Here is a 16,991-nt window from a genome sequence, read left to right as displayed (position 1 = left end):
GGCACCGCACCGGACCCTGGGCGTTCCCCGGGGTCCGGGCCCGGGGCGGAGCCCCGAAAGGTGGGTCCGGGGTCACACCCGACCTTGTCCACAGGCCTCCGCACCCGCCAAGCGCAGCGGATAGGCTGGGCGGATGACGCGAGCCGAGCAGCCGGCGGTCGTGACCGCCCCGGCGAACCCCACCTACGACGAAGCCCTAGCCGCGGATTCCCGTGAGCGTGCGGTGCGCGCACTGCTGCGCACCCCCCGGCTGCGCCGGCTGTGGAGCGCCCAGCTGGTGAGCGGCATCGGCGATGCCCTGGCCCTGCTGGTGCTGGTTCTGCTGGCCCTTCAGGCAGCCGCCTCCGAGGGCGCCTTCGGCGGCGGATACCGCGGTGCGGCCCTCGCCGTCGCCGCCGTCTTCGGCGTCCGTATCCTCGCCACCCTGCTCTTCGGCGCCGTCCTGCTCGGCCCCCTGTCCGGGCTGCTGGGCGCGAGCGGCAAGCTGGACCGACGCTGGACGATGATCGGGGCCGACGGGGTCCGCATCGCCCTCTTCGTCGTCGCCCCGCTGTGGCTCGACTGGATCCCGGCCCACGCGCTCACCGCCCTGCTGGCCACCGTCTTCGTGTCCGGCGCCGCCGAACGGCTGTGGACGCTGGCCAAGGAGAGCGCGGCGCCCGCCCTGCTGCCCGAGCCGCCGCCGGAGGGCGCCACCGTACGGCCGCTCCCGGACCACATGGACGCCCTGCGGCGACTCACCCTGCGTACGGCCTTCGCGGCGCTGCCCGCGGCGGCGGCCGCGCTGCTCGCCGCGACCCTGGTCGGCAAGGCGCTCGGTCTCGGCGTGGACTGGTTCGCCGCGAACCAGGCCGCCCTCGGCTCGTACGTCGCCGCCGGCCTCTTCGCCGCGTCGGTGTCCCTGCTGCTGCCGCTGGTGCTGCCGACCGCGGCGACCCCGCGGCCCCGCTCCCCGCTGGAGGGGCTGCGCGCCCCCAAGGCGGGCGACCGGCCCGACAAGGGCCGCACCGGCGCCGTCCCCCTGCTGGTCCTGAGCTGCGCGGCGGTCGCCGGAGCGGTGTCCTGCGCCGTCGCCGTGGCCGTCCTGCACGCCTTCGACCTGGGCGGCGGCCCGGCCGCCTTCGCACTGTTCGTCCTCGCGCTGGTCGGCGGCACCGCCGCCGGCATCCGCGCCACCCAGGCCGGCAAGGTGCTGCCCGGCCTGTCCCGCCGCCGACTGCTGGCCCTCGCCATAGCGGTGACCGGCCTCGCGCTGCTGCTGAGCGGCCTGGTCCCGGACATGGCGACGGTGCTGTTCCTGTCGCTGCTCGCGGGCCTCACCGCGGGCGTCGCCGCCAACACCGGCCACACGCTGCTGGACCAGGAGACCGAGGAGTTCCGCCGGGCCCGGGTCACCGAGCACCTCCAGGCCGTCGTACGGGTGGCCGCGGCCGTCGGCGCCGTCGCCGCGCCGGTCCTCGCCGCCCTGATCGGCCCGCACCACCTGACCGGCGCCGAGATCGTCCTCTCACACGGCGGTGCCGCCTTCACCCTGATGCTCGTCGGCGCGCTGCTCCTGCCGGTCGCCGTGATCGTCCTGACCAAGGCCGACGACCGGGGCGGCGTGCCGCTGCGCCGAGACCTGCGCGACGCGCTGCGCGGCGGGGAGCCCGTACAGGCCCCGGCCGCCACCGGATTCTTCATCGCCCTGGAAGGCGGCGACGGGGCCGGCAAGTCCACCCAGGTCAAGGCGCTCGCCGACTGGATACGGAGCAAGGGGCACGAGGTCGTCGTGACCCGCGAGCCGGGAGCCACCCCGGTCGGCAAGCGGCTCCGCTCGATCCTGCTCGACGTGTCCTCGGCCGGACTGTCGAACCGCGCCGAGGCCCTGATGTACGCGGCCGACCGGGCGGAACACGTGGACACGGTGGTGCGCCCGGCACTGGAGCGCGGCGCGGTCGTCATCTCCGACCGCTACATCGACTCCTCGGTGGCCTACCAGGGCGCTGGCCGGGACCTCTCCCCGACGGAGATCGCCCGGATCTCGCGCTGGGCCACCGACGGGCTCGTACCGCACCTGACCGTGCTGCTCGACGTGTCGCCGGAAGCGGCGCGGGAGCGGTTCACGGAGGCACCGGACCGGCTGGAGTCGGAGCCGGCGGAGTTCCACCAACGGGTACGGGCGGGATTCCTGACCCTCGCCGCGGCCGACCCCGGCCGCTACCTGGTGGTCGACGCCGGGCAGGACCCGGACTCGGTGACCACCGTCGTACGGCACCGCCTGGACCGGATGCTCCCGCTCTCCGAGGCGGAGGTGGCCGCGCAGGCGGAGGCCCGGCGCCTCGCCGAGGAGGAGGCGCGGCGCAAGGCCGAGGAAGAGGCGGCGCGCAAGGCCGAGGAGGCGCGGCTGCGCGCCGAGGAGGAAGCGCGCCTGGCCCGCGAGGCCGAGGAGGCGCGGATCAGGGCCGAGGCCGAGGCCGCCCGCAAGGCGGAGGAGGAACGGCTCCGCCTGGAGGAGGAGGCCCGGCTGCGTGCCGAGGCCGAGGAACGGCGGCTGGAGAAGCAGCGGCGGGCGGAGGAGGCCCTGCTGAAGGCCGAGGAGGCGCGCCGGCTGGTCGAGGCCTCGGCGGCGGAGGCGGCCGCGAAGGCGGCGGCTGCCGCTGCGGCGGCCGAGGCCCAGGCGGCTGCGGCCGCCGAGGCTGCTGCGGCTCAGGCTTCCGGGCCGGCGGCTTCCGGGCCTGCGGCGGGTTCCGGCGCGGCGGGTTCCGGCGCGGCGGCCGCGCCCAGGATCGACATGACGAAGGGGCCGCACCCGGACGACGCGGTGACGATCGAGACCCCCGCCGTCAAGCGGGTCGTCAGGCCGGACGACGTCACGCAGACCGTGCCGGTGCCGAAGGTCGACCCGTCGGCCGCGGCGCCCGACGCCGCGGAGACGGCCGTGCTCCCGCCGGTCCGCCTGGACGGTCAGGGGGGAACCGGCTCCGGCAGTGGCTCGGCCGGCGCCTCCGGCAGTGGCGCACGTGCCCACTCCGCGACGCGGCCGACGGCCCGGCGTCCCGAGGAGGACCCGGCTGACCGGGTTCCGTCGGGCATCTTCCGGGATTCCGGCAACGAGCGGACCCGGGAGCTGCCCGTCGTCGACGACGACGGGCAGCCGCGCCGCCCCCGCCCCGACTGGGCGGAGGAGACCCCGCTCGACGACCTGCCGACGCTGGCGGACGAACTGCTCGGCCGCCGCAGGGACGACGACGAGGGCGACGAGCGCGACGGGGGCGGTTTCGGCGACGAGGGCCGCGGCGAAGGCGGACGCGGGCCGCGCCGCCGCCGCTGACGGCGGGCGTACGGGATTGTCAGTGGCGCCCGCGACAATGGGTGCACGGAGAGTGAGAGGTGGTGGGCGGGATGTCCGTGTGGGACGACCTGGTGGGCCAGGAGCGGATCCAGGCGCAGCTGGTCGCCGCCGCCCGTGATGCCGATGCGCTGGTCACGGCCGCCACGGACGGGACCGCGCCGCCCGCCGCGTCGAAGATGACCCACGCCTGGCTTTTCACGGGACCGCCGGGATCCGGGCGGGTCACCGCCGCCCGGGCCTTCGCGGCGGCCCTGCAGTGCACCAGCCCGGACCGCGCCCTCGGCGGCGAGCCGGGCTGTGGGTTCTGCGACGGCTGCCACACCACGATGGTCGGCACGCACGCGGACGTCTCCGCCATCGCCGCGGTCGGCAGCCAGATCCTCGTCGACGACATGCGGGACACCGTCCGCAAGTCCTACACCTCGCCCGCCACGGGCCGCTGGCAGATCATCCTGGTCGAGGACGCCGAGCGGCTGAACGAGAAGTCCGCCAACGCCGTCCTCAAGGCGGTGGAGGAGCCGGCGCCGCGCACGGTGTGGCTGCTGTGCTCGCCCTCCCTGGAGGACGTGCTGCCCACCATCCGCTCCCGCTGCCGGCACCTCAGCCTGAGCACCCCCTCCGTGGCCGCCGTCGCCGACATGCTGGTGCGGCGCGACGGCGTCGAGCCGTCGGTCGCCCTGGCCGCCGCCCGGGCCACCCAGGGGCATGTCGACCGCGCCCGCCGGCTGGCCACGGACGAGGCGGCCCGCGAGCGCAGGGCGACCGTCCTGAAGCTCCCGCTCCGGGTGGACGACGTCGGAGCCTGCCTCAAGGCCGCCCAGGATCTGGTGGACGCCGCCGCCGAGGACGCCAAGCAGGTGGCCGAGGAGGTCGACACCAAGGAGACCGAGGAACTGCGGGCAGCCCTGGGCGCCGCCGCCGGGACCGGCGGGCGGATGCCGCGCGGCACGGCGGGCGTGATGAAGGAGCTGGAGGACAAGCAGAAGCGGCGCCGGACCCGCACCCAGCGCGACAGCCTCGACCTCGCCCTCACCGACCTGACCGGCTTCTACCGCGACGTCCTGGCCCTCCAGCTCGGCTCCGCCCTCGCCATCGCCAACGAGGACATACGCCAGGACCTGGAGCGCATCGCCAGAGCCTCCGGCCCGGAGCGGACCCTGCGCCGGATCGAGGCGGTCATCGCCTGCCGGGACGCCCTCGACCGCAATGTCGCCCCGCTCCTCGCGGTGGAGGCGATGACGATGTCGCTGCGCGCGGGCTGATCCCGCCAAGGGGCTGGTCCCGCCGAGGGGGCTGGTCCCGGCTGGGGGTTGTCTCGCGGGAGGCGGGGTCCACCCCCGGTTGACCGGCTCACCCTTGCGGGCGAACCAGCCGCGGGAGCCGCGGCGGTCCCGGCCCGTGCGCCGCCCGGCAGGCGCAAGGGGAAGGCCCCGGATCCGTCCGGCGCAGCGGGGCCACCCGCGCCTTCCGCCAGGACGTAGGCTCCGAGGATGGACACCAGTCGTGTGCTGCGTACCACCGGGACCGCGATCGCGGCGGCCGGGCTGCTGCTCTCCGGATGTACCACCGGCGGGCCGGAGACGCTCCGGGCCGCCGCGTCCGCACGGGCGGAGCCCGGCGGCACGGCGTCGGTGCAGCCGTCCCCCGACGCCGCCGCGATGCGCCCGTACTACGAGCAGAAGCTGACCTGGCGTGACTGCGGTGTCCCCGGCTTCCAGTGCTCCACGATGAAGGCCCCGCTGGACTACGCGAACCCCGGCTCCGGCCAGGACGTGGACATCGCGGTGTCCCGCCGCGCCGCGACCGGCCCCGGCAAGCGGCTCGGCTCGCTCGTGGTCAACCCCGGCGGCCCCGGCGGCTCCGGCATCGGCTACCTCCAGGCGTACGCGGGCATCGGCTACCCCGCCCCCGTCCGGGCCCGGTACGACATGGTCTCCTTCGACCCGCGCGGCGTACAGCGCAGCAGCCCCGTCGAGTGCCTGACCGGCCCGGAGATGGACAAGTACACCCAGGTGGACCAGACCCCGGACGACGCGGCCGAGCGGGCGAAGCTGGTGACCGCCTTCAAGGAGTTCGCCGCCGGCTGCCAGGCCCGCTCCACACGGGTCCTGCCGCACGTCTCCACCGTCGACGCCGCCCGCGACATGGACCTGCTGCGCTCCGTCCTCGGCGACAAGAAGCTCAACTACGTCGGGGCCTCCTACGGCACCCTCCTGGGGGCGACGTACGCGAACCTCTTCCCGGACCGCGTCGGCCGGCTGGTCCTGGACGGCGCGATGGACCCCACCCGCGCCTCGCTCGACCTCAACCGCGACCAGACCGCGGGCTTCGAGACGGCCTTCACCGCCTTCGCCGAGGACTGCGCCCAGCAGCCCGACTGCCCGCTGGGCAAGGGCAGCCCGGAGCAGGTGGCCGCCCGCCTGAAGGACTTCTTCCGCAAGCTCGACGCCCAGCCCGTGCCCAGCGGCGACGACAAGCGCCCCCTCGGGGAGGCCCTCGCGACGACCGGGGTGATCGCGGCGCTCTACGACGAGAACGCCTGGCCCCAGCTGCGCGAGGCTCTGACCTCGGCGATGAACGGCGACGGCGCGGGCCTGCTGGGTCTGGCCGACAGCTACTACGAGCGCGGGCCGGACGGAAAGTACGCCAACCTGATGTTCGCGAACGCCGCCGTCAACTGCCTCGACCAGCCCGCGGCCTTCACCGGCCCCGACGCCGTCGACGCGGCCCTGCCCTCCTTCGAGAAGGCCTCCCCGGTCTTCGGCGCGGGTCTGGCCTGGGCCGCGCTGAACTGCGCGTACTGGCCGGTGAAGCCCACGGGCCAGGCGGGACCGCTCACCGCGAAGGGCGCCGCGCCGATCGTGGTGGTGGGCACCACCCGCGACCCGGCGACCCCGTACAAGTGGGCGCAGGCGCTGGCCGGCCAGCTCGACTCGGGCACCCTCCTCACCTACGACGGCGACGGCCACACGGCGTACGGGCGCGGCAGCGACTGCATCGACACGGCGATCAACCGCTACCTGCTGGAGGGCAAGCCCCCGACGGACGGCAAGAAGTGCTGACCCGCGGCGCGAGCGCCGGGCACACCGGTCTGCCCGAGCACACCCCGGAGCACCTGCGGGACCCGCGCCCGGCCCGGTAGCACCGCGGTCGCCGACCGGGTCCGTGACCTGCGCCGCACCCGCACGAAACGTGGTTCGGGGCACCTGCCGGGACCCTGTAGACTTGGCGCCGCTGCTGATGAGCGATCCCTTCCGAGGGAACACTTGTCTCCCGGCGGTGCCGCCTTAGCTCAGTTGGCCAGAGCAACGCACTCGTAATGCGTAGGTCTCGGGTTCGAATCCCGAAGGCGGCTCGGATCAGCCCCAGGACTCACTCGCCGTGACCTGGGGCTTTTTCATGCCTGGGGCATGCCGAGCCGCACGACGGGGATGCCGTGGAAGTGCTTGCGTGAGCGATGCGTGAGCGGAGCGGCTGTCAGCCCTTGCGTGCGGCCTTCTTGGCCTTGCCCTTCTTCTTCCCCTTGCCCTTCGCCTTCTCGGCCTTCTTCGCCTTGTTGGCGGCCTTGCGGGCCTGCTCCTCCTGGTCGGCCTTGCGTTGGAGGGGGACCAGCTTGGCGGTGGCCTCGGCGGCGCTCTTGCCGACGTGGGGGAGCACGCTCTGGTAGATGTCGCGCGTGATCCGGGTGTCGCTGTGCCCGAGTGTGTCCGACACGATTTTGATGTCGATGTCAGCGGCCAGCATGAGCGTGGCCGCGCCGTGCCGGAGGTCGTGCAGCCGGATCGGCGGCAGGCCGGAGGCGGCGACGAGCCGCTCAAAGAGGTCGGTGACCTTGCCCGGGTGGAGCCAGGAGCCGTCCTCCTGGGTGAAGACGAGCCCGGTGTTCACCCAGGCCGACCCCCACTCCGCACGGTCGGCCTCCTGCCGCTCGCGGTGCCGCTTCAGGACGTGGGCGGTGTCGTCGTCCAGGGCCACGACACGGAAGCCGCTGTCCGTCTTGGGCTCGGACGCCTCGACCTCCCAGCCGTCCTGAACGAGCTGGCCGGTCACGGTGAGGGAATGCCGGTCGAGGTTGGTCTCCGACCACGGCTGCCCGCACGCCTCGCCTCGCCGCAGGCCGCGGAAGGCGATCAGGTGCCACATCGCGTAGAGCCGGTCCTCGGCGACGAAGTCGAGGAAGCCGCCGGTCTGTTCCGGCGTCCAGACCATCACAGGGGACGGCTTCTCGCCGCTCTGCTCCCACTTGGCGACCCTCTCGTCTGTCCACACGAGCGCCTTCGGCTTGCGTACCGGGTCGATCTCGACGTGGGCCGCCGGGTTGAAGGTGATGATCTGCTGCCCGATCGCGTCGTTCAGGGCCGCGCGGAGCGTGGCCTTGATGTGCTGGCGCGTGGCGGGGCCGGTGACGCGGCGGAAGGGCGGCATCGCGTCGATCGCGGCCTTCATCGCCTTGCGGCGGGCGCGGTTCGCCAGGCCCTTCCACGGGACGGTCGCCAACTCCTCGACCGCCGCTCGCCGCTGGGCGTTCTGCTCCAGGATCTCGGCGTTGGCGTCGGTGATGGCGGTGAACATGTCGCTGAGGTGACTGACGCGCAGCCGGTCGAGACGCCGGTGGCCGATGTGGGGCTTGAGGTGCACGCGGACGTCGGTCTCGTACCGGCTGATGCCCGACTTCCGGATGCGCTTGCCGGCGAGCCACCGGTCCAGCCACTCGGCCACGGTCAGGCTGCCGATGAGATCCTGGCCGGCCCTGAGCCGGCGCCGGGTCTCCTCCACGTCCGGCAGGGGCAGCTTCTCACCGCTGACCTCGGCCAGCATCGCGGCGACCAGCTGTATGCCCTCGGGGTCGTCGGCCTCAGCGAGCCCCAGGAGGGCCCGCACGTGGTCGAGATCGGCCTGGGCGGCCTTGAGGCTGCCGTACCCGCCACGCGCGAAGGACCGTCGGCTGCCGTCCTCGCGGGGTGGCAGCTCCTGGCGTATGGAGTACGTACAGTGATTCCTGCTGTTGCGCTTGGGGCAGGAAGTGCCGAGTTCCTTGCTGGTCTTGGGGTCGCGGCAGGAACAGCGGCGGTAGGTGGAACCCTTCAAAAGTCTTCCTCCAGGTGGTTGTTGTTGTCGAACGGGCTCGCGAACCGGGATGGCAGCAGCATTGGGGGCGTGCCGCCCTCCTCGCGGATGGAGGCGCGGAGGCGGCGCAGCCGCTCCTTGGCGAGCGCGGCCCTCTCGGCGTAGAAGGCTTGGGCGCTGAGGGCCTCTTCGCGTTGAGCAGCGTCGCCGGCCGACTTGGCCTTCCAGGCTTCGTCCTGCTCGCTGGACTCGGCCGCGTGCAAGGCCCGCTGCTCGCTCTCGTGTTGGTGGAACAGGCGCAGCATGAGGTCCAGGGCGAGCGGTTCACCGGGTTCAGCTCCGGTGAACCACCGCATGGCGTCCCAGGTCTGCTCGCTGTGCCGCAGGGGGAGCTTCTGGACCTGCTCGACGTAGCCGACGGGGTAGATCAGGCAGATCGGGTTCGTGTGGAGCGCCTCGGCCAGCACCATGACGTCGACCAGGGGGAGGCTCGCTCGGCGACCGGACTCCATGTTGGCGATCACGTTGCGTGGGATCGGATGGCCGATCTCCTCGCAGGCATCAGCCAGGTTCTGTGCGCTCATCCCCAATTCCTTCCTGCGTCGTCTCACCTCCTTGGCCACGGTCGCCATGACCTGGTCCACCCACTCGGGGACGTTGTCCTCGTCTTCATCATCGAATCCGTGTTGTGTCATGGCGACACAGTAGCTCGATCACACTTGTTTCTCGTAGCCCAGAGCCGGACGTGACGACCACGTTCGCCGACGGCTGTACGAGAGGAGCGCTGCGTGCGCGACAACGCGACAGGAACCAAGCTGACGGGCATGGGTCGCGAGGAGCTGTTGGCCCTGCCGGCGGCCGTTGACCTGGACACCGGGAACCGTGCACTGGGTCTCGGGCGGAGCAAGGGCTACGAGCTGGCCAAGCGGGGCGAGTACCCGTGCAAGGTCCTGCGCCTGGGCAAGGCGTACCGCGTGGTGACCGCGGATCTGCTGAATCTGCTGGGGCTGGCCGCTTGAGGGTGAGGCAACATAGCAGGCCGTTCTGCGCTGAGCTGACACAGAAACGCTGGACTGTGGCCAGGCATGTACGTACGGTTCGTGGTCCCTCGCGGTGGCCTGATGCCCGCGAGAAGGGAATGGGCCCCCGGCGGTGCGACGCCGGAGGCCCGAGCAACCCCGAACGGCCCTGGAAGAACCAACCCGGCGGCAAGGGCGTGCGAGCCCGCCACCGTCAGACGAGGAGCTGCCCTGTGGAACACCACGAATCCCAGCCCTATTCCGCCCCCGAGAAGCCCGCATGGCCGCTGGTCCCCGTCCCTGGCAAGCCTGGCGAGTTCATCGGTCAGGCTTCTGCCGCCGACGGCGTCGAGGGCACCTTGGCAGACGAGCCTGCCGAGGAGCCGGAGGCGGAGCCAGAGCCGGACCCCGAGCCGACGCACGGATCGGAGCTGCTGGATGAACTGCGTGCGCAGATATCGAAGTTCGTCATCCTCCCCTCCGAGCAGGCGCTCGACTCGGTCACCTTGTGGGTGGCGGCGACGCACCTCCAGCCGGCGTGGCAGCACGCCCCGCGCCTGGCGGTGGTAGGACCGGCGAAGCGGTGCGGCAAGTCCCGGCTGCTGGACGTTCTCACCGAGACGGTCCACGAGCCGATGCTCACCATCAACACCACGCCGGCGGCAGTCTTCCGCTCCATCACCGAGGAGCCGCCCACGCTCCTCGTGGACGAGGCGGACACGATCTTCGGCACGCCGAAGCAGGCGGAGAAGAACGAGGAGATGCGCGGCCTGCTGAACGCCGGCCACCAGCGCAACCGCTACGTGACCCGTGTGGTCGGCAACGACCACACGCCCCACCGGTTCGCCACCTTCGCCATGGCGGCCATCGCCGGGATCGGCGACCTGCCTGACACGATCATGGACCGGTCGGTGGTCATCCGCATGCGCCGACGAGCGGAAGGCGAGAGCGTCCGGCCCTTCCGGTCGCGGCGGGACATCCCTGCCCTGCACGGCCTGCGCGACCGTATCGCCGCCTGGGCGGGGCCCCTGCTGGACGAGGCCGCCGACCTGGAACCGGCGATGCCGGTGGAGGACCGGGCCGCCGACACCTGGGAACCCCTCGTCACCGTCGCCGACCTCGCCGCCGGCACCTGGCCGCGCCGTGCCCGCACCGCGTGCGAGCAGATGGTCGCCGCCGAGACGGCGGCCGAGGAGGACCACCCCAGCGGGGCCCGCATCCTGGCCGACATCCGGCGCGTCTTCGTCGCCCAGCGCGAGGTCGACAGCCTCTCCACGGAGGAGCTGATCCACCATCTGCGCCAGGATCCGGAGAGCCCGTGGGCCGAGTGGGGTCGGAACGGGCTGAGCCCGCGTGACCTCAGCTCGATGCTCAGGCAGTTCGGCATCAAGCCCGGCAACGTCCGCATGGCCGACGGAACCCAGCGCAAGGGCTACATGCGCAACAAGTTCCTCGACCCCTGGCGCCGCTACTGCCCGACCGTCCACCCGGTCGACGCCGCGCCCACCCTCCCGCAGGGCTGACCCAGCCCCACACCCAGGTTGCCGTCCTTGCCGTCCCTGCCGTGATCGCGCAGGTCAGAGGGCATACACGCAAGACTGCAACGGGGCAAGACGGCAACAAGGTCACGACCGACTGCGTGGAGCGCGGGGACGTCGCCCGCATCCGTCTCGTGCCGTCCCACTCGTACGCGCCGTATCGCCGCAGGTCACCGGCTACGAGGCCAAGACGGAGGTCAGACCCGTGCCGTCCCCGCCGGGACACGGCCAGGACGGACGCCGACCGGGCCTGCCGTACCGGCCCTGACCTGCGCTTGCAACGGCCAAGACGCCCAAGACACATCACGCCACCACCACAGGAGCATCCCGCTTGACCACCCCTGCCATACCCGCCCACCACCGCACAGCCCACCAGGCGACCGGCTGGGACCGCGCCGCGATCCTCGCCCTCGGTGCCGCCGCCTGCGCCCTCTCGTACGACGCACTCCAGCAGATGGCCGTCGCCATCCACGTCCGCGGATTCCTCACCTACCTCTTCCCGCTCGTGATCGACGGGTTCATCGCCTACGGGGTACGAGCCCTCCTCGTCCTGCGCACCGCCCCGTTCCGAGCCCGCCTCTACGTATGGACCCTGTTCGGAACAGCGACCACGGCGAGCATCTGGGCGAACGCCCTGCACGCCCTCCGCCTCAACCAACAGGTCACATCCGACGGCCTGTACCTGGGCGACGCCACCGTGGGCGTCCTCTCCACTATCGCGCCACTCGCCCTGGCCGGCGCGGTCCACCTCCACATCCTGATCACCCGCGAGACCACCACCGAGGCTCCGGAACAGCCTGCCGGGGATTCGGAGGCCAAGCGGCGCGGCGGACGACCGCCGGATGCCTCGCTGGAGGACCTGGTCGAGATCGGCCGCGCCGCTGCCGCTGAGCAGGGGGAGCTGTCGCGAGCCATCGTGAAGAAGGCCGCTCGGGACCAGGGGCTCGGTATGGCCGGCGAGCGACTGACCGAGGTCATGAAGATCCTCCGGGCCGAGGCGAAGGCCGCTTCCGAAACCTCCTGACCGGCCCAACCCTGAGCCCGGGCGGGGTGGTCGGAACCTTCCGACCACCCCGACCGCGGCCTTGTCCACACCCTGGGGGCCGCTCCTGTGGATACGTACACATGCCCTCCCCGTGCCCCCTGCACCCGCCTCCCGTCCCGCGCATCGGAGAACGCCTGTGCCCCGTGACTCTCACGACGACGCCACTACTAGTACCGACACGGCGTCCCTCCAGCCGAAGTCGCCTAGGTTCATGGACCGTTTGCGGCAGGCGTTCGGACGGACAGCCCCTGGCGGAGCCAGTAGTACCCCGAGTCCGACTCAAGGCCGGTCTTCGGGGATCTCCGCCCCAGGGGTGGCGGAGACGGCCCGACGCCAGGGGGCGCCGGACCGGGAGGTCGGGGCCGAGGGCGGCCCCGACCCGGACGAGCTCCACGCAGTCCAGCAGCAGATCCTCCGCCCTACACCCGCCACCGTGCCGTCGGCCGGCGAGCGTGCAGTGCAGAGCGTGCAGCCGGCGATCCGCCGTTTCACCGGCACCAAGCGGACCGTTCGCGTTGGACCGCTGCGGTTCACCGGCGACGAGCACGCCGACCTCCAGGAGGCCGCTGCCGAGCACGGCTACAAGGGGGAATCCGGCTTCGCCGCTGACATCGTCATCGCCTTCATCGCCGGTCGGTTCACGGCGAACCTGCCGCTGTCCGAGGACCGGCGCCGCACCCACATGTTCCGCGCGCAGGTACTGCGCGAGCTCAACCGCATCGGCGTCAACGTCAACCAGGTCGCCCGCGCGCTGAACAGCGACCTCACCCCGCCCGACATCCGCCACCGTCTCGACGAGCTCCACCGCCTGCTGGAGCTGATCGCTGAGGCCCTGCGCGAACAGGCAGACGCCAGGAAGGACCTGGCCGCGTGATCGCCGCCATCAAACCGGCCGGGTCCAACACCCGTGGCCTGCTCGCATACCTCTATGGCCCCGGCCGCCACGACGAGCACACCGACCCGCACATCGTCGCCGGCTTCGCCATGCTCGGCATGCCTGACCCCGGCCGCGACGAGCACGCCACCCTCACCCAGCTCGCCCGCCACCTCGACGAGCCCGTTCATCTTCGGAACAGCGAGTTCGGCAAACAGGTCACCGACCACGTCTGGCACTGCCCCGTCCGCACCGCCCCCGAGGACCGCCGCCTCTCCGACACGGAGTGGGCTGACATCGCCCAGCGGATCGTCGAGGCCGCCGGCATCGCCCCGCCCGGAGATGACCTCGGCTGCCGGTGGATCGCCGTACGCCACGCGGACGACCACATTCACATCCTCGCCACCACCGTCCGCGAGGACGGCCGCCGCCCCAGGCTCCACGACAGCGGCATCCGCGTCGGCGACGCCTGCCGCCAGATCGAGAAGGACTACGGCCTGCGGCAGCTGAAGAAGGGCGACCGCACCGCTGGCCGCCGGCCCACCCAGGCCGAGATGCACAAGGCCGAACGTCTCGGCTGGGAGCAGACCAGCCGGGACTGGCTCCAGGACCGCATCCGCGCCGCCATCCCCCACGCCGGCAACACGGAGGAACTCCTCGCCTACCTCGAAGCGATGGGCATTGAGGTCAAACCCCGCCGCGGACCGTCCGGAGACCTGCTCGGCTACGCCGTCGGCCGCCCCGGAGACCTCAACAAGGACGGCGAACAGATCTTCCACCCCGGCGGAAAGATCGCCCCCGACCTCACCCTCCCCAAGCTCAAGGCCCGCCTGGAGACGACCGCGCCGGAGGAGCACCCGACCGCCCGCCGTGACCAGCCTGGCACCCCCTGGCACCAGGCCATCGACGCCGTCGACACCCTCCACCAGGGGATGGTCGACGACACCCACGCCCAGGCCCGAATCACCGCGCTCGGTGACCTCATCGAGGCCACTGCCCAGAAAGCCCCCGTCCAGATGCGGGCGGAACTGCGAGCCGCCTCACAGGCGTTCGCCCGTGCTCAGCGCTCCCAGATCCGCGCCGAGAACCAGGCCGCCCACGCCTTGCGCCGAGCGGCCCGCGACCTCGCCCACACCGCCACCGGCCCCGACGGCAGCGCCCTGGCGACCCTGCTTGCTGCCCTCGTCTGGGCCACGATCGTCGCCGCCCGCTGGCACGAGGCGGAGAACCACGCCCACCAGGCCGAAGCCGCCCGCCAGACCCTCCACTACCTCCAGGCCGCCGCCGACCGAGCCCTCACGCCTGTCGTCGACCACCTCGCCACCCGCAGGCCGAACGATCAGGCTCGCCAGACCCTGGCCCACGACGTCCGGGCCGCTGTCCCCGACCACGCCGACCGCATCCTTGCCGACCCCGCCTGGCCGGCCCTCGCCACCGTCCTCGCCGACGCCGAAGCCGGCGGCCACAAACCCCACCAGCTTCTCAAGGAGGCCGCCGCCCAGCGCGAACTCACCACCGCCCGCCAACCCGCCCGCGTCCTGATTACCCGCATCCAGCACACCAGCCGCAACCCCACACTCAACCCCCGCGCCGAAGCCGCCCGCCGCCGCTCCACCATGGCGCCCGCGCCCAGCGGACACCAGGTCCGAAACTCCCAGCCCATCACGACACCCACGACCCCCACCGACCAGCGCCACCGACAGCGCTGACAGCCACAGAGAGCGTCCCTATGACAGCCACCCAACAACCCCACACCCACACCACCGCAGCCCACCGGCAGGGCGCCGACCCCACAGCAGCCGACAACAAGGAGCACACCCTGAAGATCCATCCCGCCGCCAACCTGTTCCCGATGCTCGACCGGGACGAACTGCTCGACCTCGCCGAGTCGATCAGGACCGAGGGCCAGCACAAGCCGATTGTCCTCGACACCGACGGTGTCCTCCTCGACGGCCGCAACCGTCTCGCCGCCTGCAAGATCGCCGGCGTCGAGCCCCGCTTCACCACCTACACCGGCACCGATCACATGAGACTGATCATGTCCGGCAACCTGTTCCGCCGGCACATCAGCAAGGGTCAGCAAGCCATGATCACCGCCATGGCCTGTTCCGTTTCGGAACACTCCCTGCGAGACCAGGCCAAGACCCACAGCCTCAGCCTCACCCGCCTCTCGAACGCGGCCACCGTCCTCAAGCACGCCCTCCACCTGGCCGAGCAAGTTCGCGTCGGCACGCTCGGCCTCGACGCCGCCTACACCGCCGCCCGCGAGCAGAAAGACCGGGCCGCCGCCGTCCTGGCACAGCACGAACGACTTCGCCAGCATGCCTCCGACCTTGCCGCACAGGCCGCAGAGGGCCTCATATCCCTTGAAGACGCCACGGCGGCGCTCGACCAGCGGCAAGAAGAGGCACGACTCCGTCGGCAGGTCACCCACGCTGACACCATCCGCCTCGCGGACGGCGACACCACCCCGCCCCTCGCCCAACTCGTCGCACGCGGCGACACCACCTGGAGCCAGGCCCACCAACGCGCTGAAGAGTTCCTCGCCCACCGACAGGAGACCATCGACCGGGCCCAGCACAGTCTCCATCTGATCGCCGAGAACTGGACCGCCGTTCAGGACCTCGCCGCCCGGCCCGGCACTCAGCTCACCCGCGACATCCTCGGGCGTCTTGCACCCGAAGTCCGTTTCCTGGCCCAGCGCCTGATCACCCTGGACTGAGCCATTGCACGCTCTCGGGGCTGGAGCGCCGCCGCCAGCCCCGAGAGCGATCGCTCATGCCGCCGACTTCCCCACCGCCTCCGTCAGCACAGCAACCGCTCCCTCTCCGCAAACCTCTGGCGCGGGCGGCCGGCCCCGATCCCCCACTCCAGGACGTGGCATGGGCGAGGCGGAGGTTCGACCTCGACGCAACCGACGCGTACGCCGACTGTGGCAACGGCATGCCCGGGAAGCATCAGGGGCTGCCGGACTGCGAGATGCCGCGCGCAAGTTGGGTCACTATGTCTAAGACGCCCTGACCGAAGGCTGTCGGAGCAACCAGCACTCCGAAAACGAGCACAATGATCACGGTCGCCTTCTCATCTAATCGGCTTCGGGCCTGGGTGCGTCGACGAAGGCGCAGGACGATGATGACGGCCAGCAGGACCGCCATGTTGATGGTCAAGATCACGCTGCACGCCCTCTTGGCAAGCAATTCATCAGACATCTCCGCTTTCCTGCATCACGTTCCGACGCATCAGGACAGCGCCGAAGGGCGGCGCGGTGGTGGGATGCGGTCGAGCAGGTCCCACAAGGGGCGGGATCCTGCGGCCCACTCGCCGAGCACGCGGCGGTCGACGAGGTGGATTCGGTTCTGCTTACCCCAGGGGATCGCTTTGGAGGAGAAGCGGCCGTTGGTGAGGACGACCGCGACGTCCGCCCCGTGGATCTGGCGTGCAGTGCCGTTGACCTGCTGCAGCACCCCGACACCGACCGCGGCACCACGGTCCCCATCCCGGCGGTGCTTGCACTGGATCGCCCAGACGCGACCGGCGGGGTCGACGGCACGCACGTCGCAAGCGTTGTCGCCAGCACCTCCGAGCTGCTCGGCCTTGCAGCCGTCGCGGCGCATCAGGTCCCGTACAGCGAACTCGAATGCACGGTGATCCAGTGCGTCGAGCTCGGCAATCCGCAGCCGCAAGGTTTGGGCGCGTACGCGAGCCCAAACTGCCCGCTGCTGCGCCTTCTGGTACCAGAGGCCACCCGCAGCCGAGGCGGCCACGGCAACGATGACGAGGACCCACCAGTGCGTGAGCAGCCACTGCACGACGGCGGCGAGCAGGCCGACCGCCACGACCACACCCACGACCAGGGCGACCTGCTCGTCCTGCTTCTTGGATCGGCGAACAGGTCGGCGTCGGGCAGAGCGCCGTATCGGGCGGCGGCTCATCGAGTCCCGCCCAGCTGCGCCGAGGTGGAGGAAGCGGACAGGTGCACCGTGCACTTGGCACCGCCTGCCGTGGCTGATCCCACATGCCACCGTGTCTGCGCCCACACCGGGACGTCACCCCGAACGTGGTCCGCAAGCTGAACCGCCATGAAGGAATTCCCCCTCTGTCCAAGGCCGTTAGT

13 protein-coding genes and 1 tRNA gene are annotated in these 16,991 nt (G+C 71.9%); 10 read left to right on the top strand and 4 right to left on the bottom strand.

Going from position 1 to position 16,991, the window contains the following annotated elements:
• Positions 1-133 precede the first annotated feature (133 nt).
• From tmk to BSL84_RS16455, 4 genes are all read left to right on the top strand, one after another.
• Positions 134-3,313 carry a dTMP kinase gene (tmk, locus tag BSL84_RS16470; protein ID WP_075970633.1) on the top strand — a complete coding sequence of 1,060 codons (3,180 nt, stop codon included), beginning with the start codon at positions 134-136 and terminating at the stop codon, positions 3,311-3,313.
• A 71-nt stretch (positions 3,314-3,384) separates the two neighbouring features.
• Positions 3,385-4,596 (top strand): DNA polymerase III subunit delta', encoded by a 1,212-nt coding sequence (locus BSL84_RS16465; protein WP_075972123.1) that lies wholly within the window; start codon positions 3,385-3,387, stop codon positions 4,594-4,596.
• Between the two features lie 228 nt (positions 4,597-4,824).
• A complete protein-coding gene (locus BSL84_RS16460) occupies positions 4,825-6,396 on the top strand; it encodes an alpha/beta hydrolase (protein ID WP_045320818.1) in 1,572 nt (523 codons plus the stop codon).
• A gap of 219 nt (positions 6,397-6,615) precedes the next feature.
• Positions 6,616-6,689 (top strand) — tRNA-Thr (locus BSL84_RS16455).
• Positions 6,690-6,811: 122 nt separating this feature from the next.
• Here the strand turns inward: BSL84_RS16455 and BSL84_RS16450 are convergent.
• Complete coding sequence (locus BSL84_RS16450; protein WP_075970632.1) at positions 6,812-8,422, bottom strand: tyrosine-type recombinase/integrase; 1,611 nt, start codon at positions 8,420-8,422, stop codon at positions 6,812-6,814.
• The gene (locus BSL84_RS16445; RefSeq protein WP_075970631.1) at positions 8,419-9,096 is read right to left on the bottom strand and encodes a helix-turn-helix domain-containing protein; all 678 of its coding nucleotides are present in this window, start codon (positions 9,094-9,096) and stop codon (positions 8,419-8,421) included. The genes BSL84_RS16450 and BSL84_RS16445 overlap by 4 nt, the downstream gene beginning before the upstream one ends.
• Before the next feature lie 129 nt (positions 9,097-9,225).
• On the opposite strand from BSL84_RS16445, the gene BSL84_RS16440 reads away from it, so the two are divergent.
• The 6 genes from BSL84_RS16440 (at position 9,226) to BSL84_RS16415 (ending at position 15,599) form a co-directional block, all read left to right on the top strand.
• Entirely contained in the window at positions 9,226-9,420 is a 195-nt protein-coding gene (locus BSL84_RS16440) for a hypothetical protein (RefSeq protein ID WP_107484910.1), read from the top strand.
• Positions 9,421-9,653: 233 nt separating this feature from the next.
• Positions 9,654-10,943 (top strand): DUF3631 domain-containing protein, encoded by a 1,290-nt coding sequence (locus BSL84_RS16435; protein WP_075970629.1) that lies wholly within the window; start codon positions 9,654-9,656, stop codon positions 10,941-10,943.
• 346 nt (positions 10,944-11,289) lie between these two features.
• Complete coding sequence (locus BSL84_RS36535; RefSeq protein WP_075970628.1) at positions 11,290-11,982, top strand: DUF2637 domain-containing protein; 693 nt, start codon at positions 11,290-11,292, stop codon at positions 11,980-11,982.
• Positions 11,983-12,316: 334 nt separating this feature from the next.
• The gene (locus BSL84_RS16425; RefSeq protein ID WP_075970627.1) at positions 12,317-12,877 is read left to right on the top strand and encodes a MobC family plasmid mobilization relaxosome protein; all 561 of its coding nucleotides are present in this window, start codon (positions 12,317-12,319) and stop codon (positions 12,875-12,877) included.
• On the top strand, positions 12,874-14,586 hold the full coding sequence (locus BSL84_RS16420) for a relaxase/mobilization nuclease domain-containing protein (protein ID WP_075970626.1): 1,713 nt from the start codon (positions 12,874-12,876) through the stop codon (positions 14,584-14,586). The genes BSL84_RS16425 and BSL84_RS16420 overlap by 4 nt, the downstream gene beginning before the upstream one ends.
• A gap of 20 nt (positions 14,587-14,606) precedes the next feature.
• Positions 14,607-15,599: a ParB N-terminal domain-containing protein gene (locus BSL84_RS16415; RefSeq protein ID WP_075970625.1), complete on the top strand. Its 993-nt coding sequence runs from the start codon at positions 14,607-14,609 to the stop codon at positions 15,597-15,599.
• 235 nt (positions 15,600-15,834) lie between these two features.
• Here the strand turns inward: BSL84_RS16415 and BSL84_RS16410 are convergent, their stop codons facing one another.
• The gene (locus BSL84_RS16410; protein ID WP_079273213.1) at positions 15,835-16,086 is read right to left on the bottom strand and encodes a hypothetical protein; all 252 of its coding nucleotides are present in this window, start codon (positions 16,084-16,086) and stop codon (positions 15,835-15,837) included.
• Positions 16,087-16,116: 30 nt separating this feature from the next.
• Complete coding sequence (locus BSL84_RS16405) at positions 16,117-16,713, bottom strand: restriction endonuclease (protein WP_420718783.1); 597 nt, start codon at positions 16,711-16,713, stop codon at positions 16,117-16,119.
• Positions 16,714-16,991 lie beyond the last annotated feature (278 nt).

The organism is Streptomyces sp. TN58 (genome assembly GCF_001941845.1).
In the GTDB taxonomy this organism is placed as follows: domain Bacteria; phylum Actinomycetota; class Actinomycetes; order Streptomycetales; family Streptomycetaceae; genus Streptomyces.
This window is presented reverse-complemented; position numbering and strand designations above follow the sequence as displayed.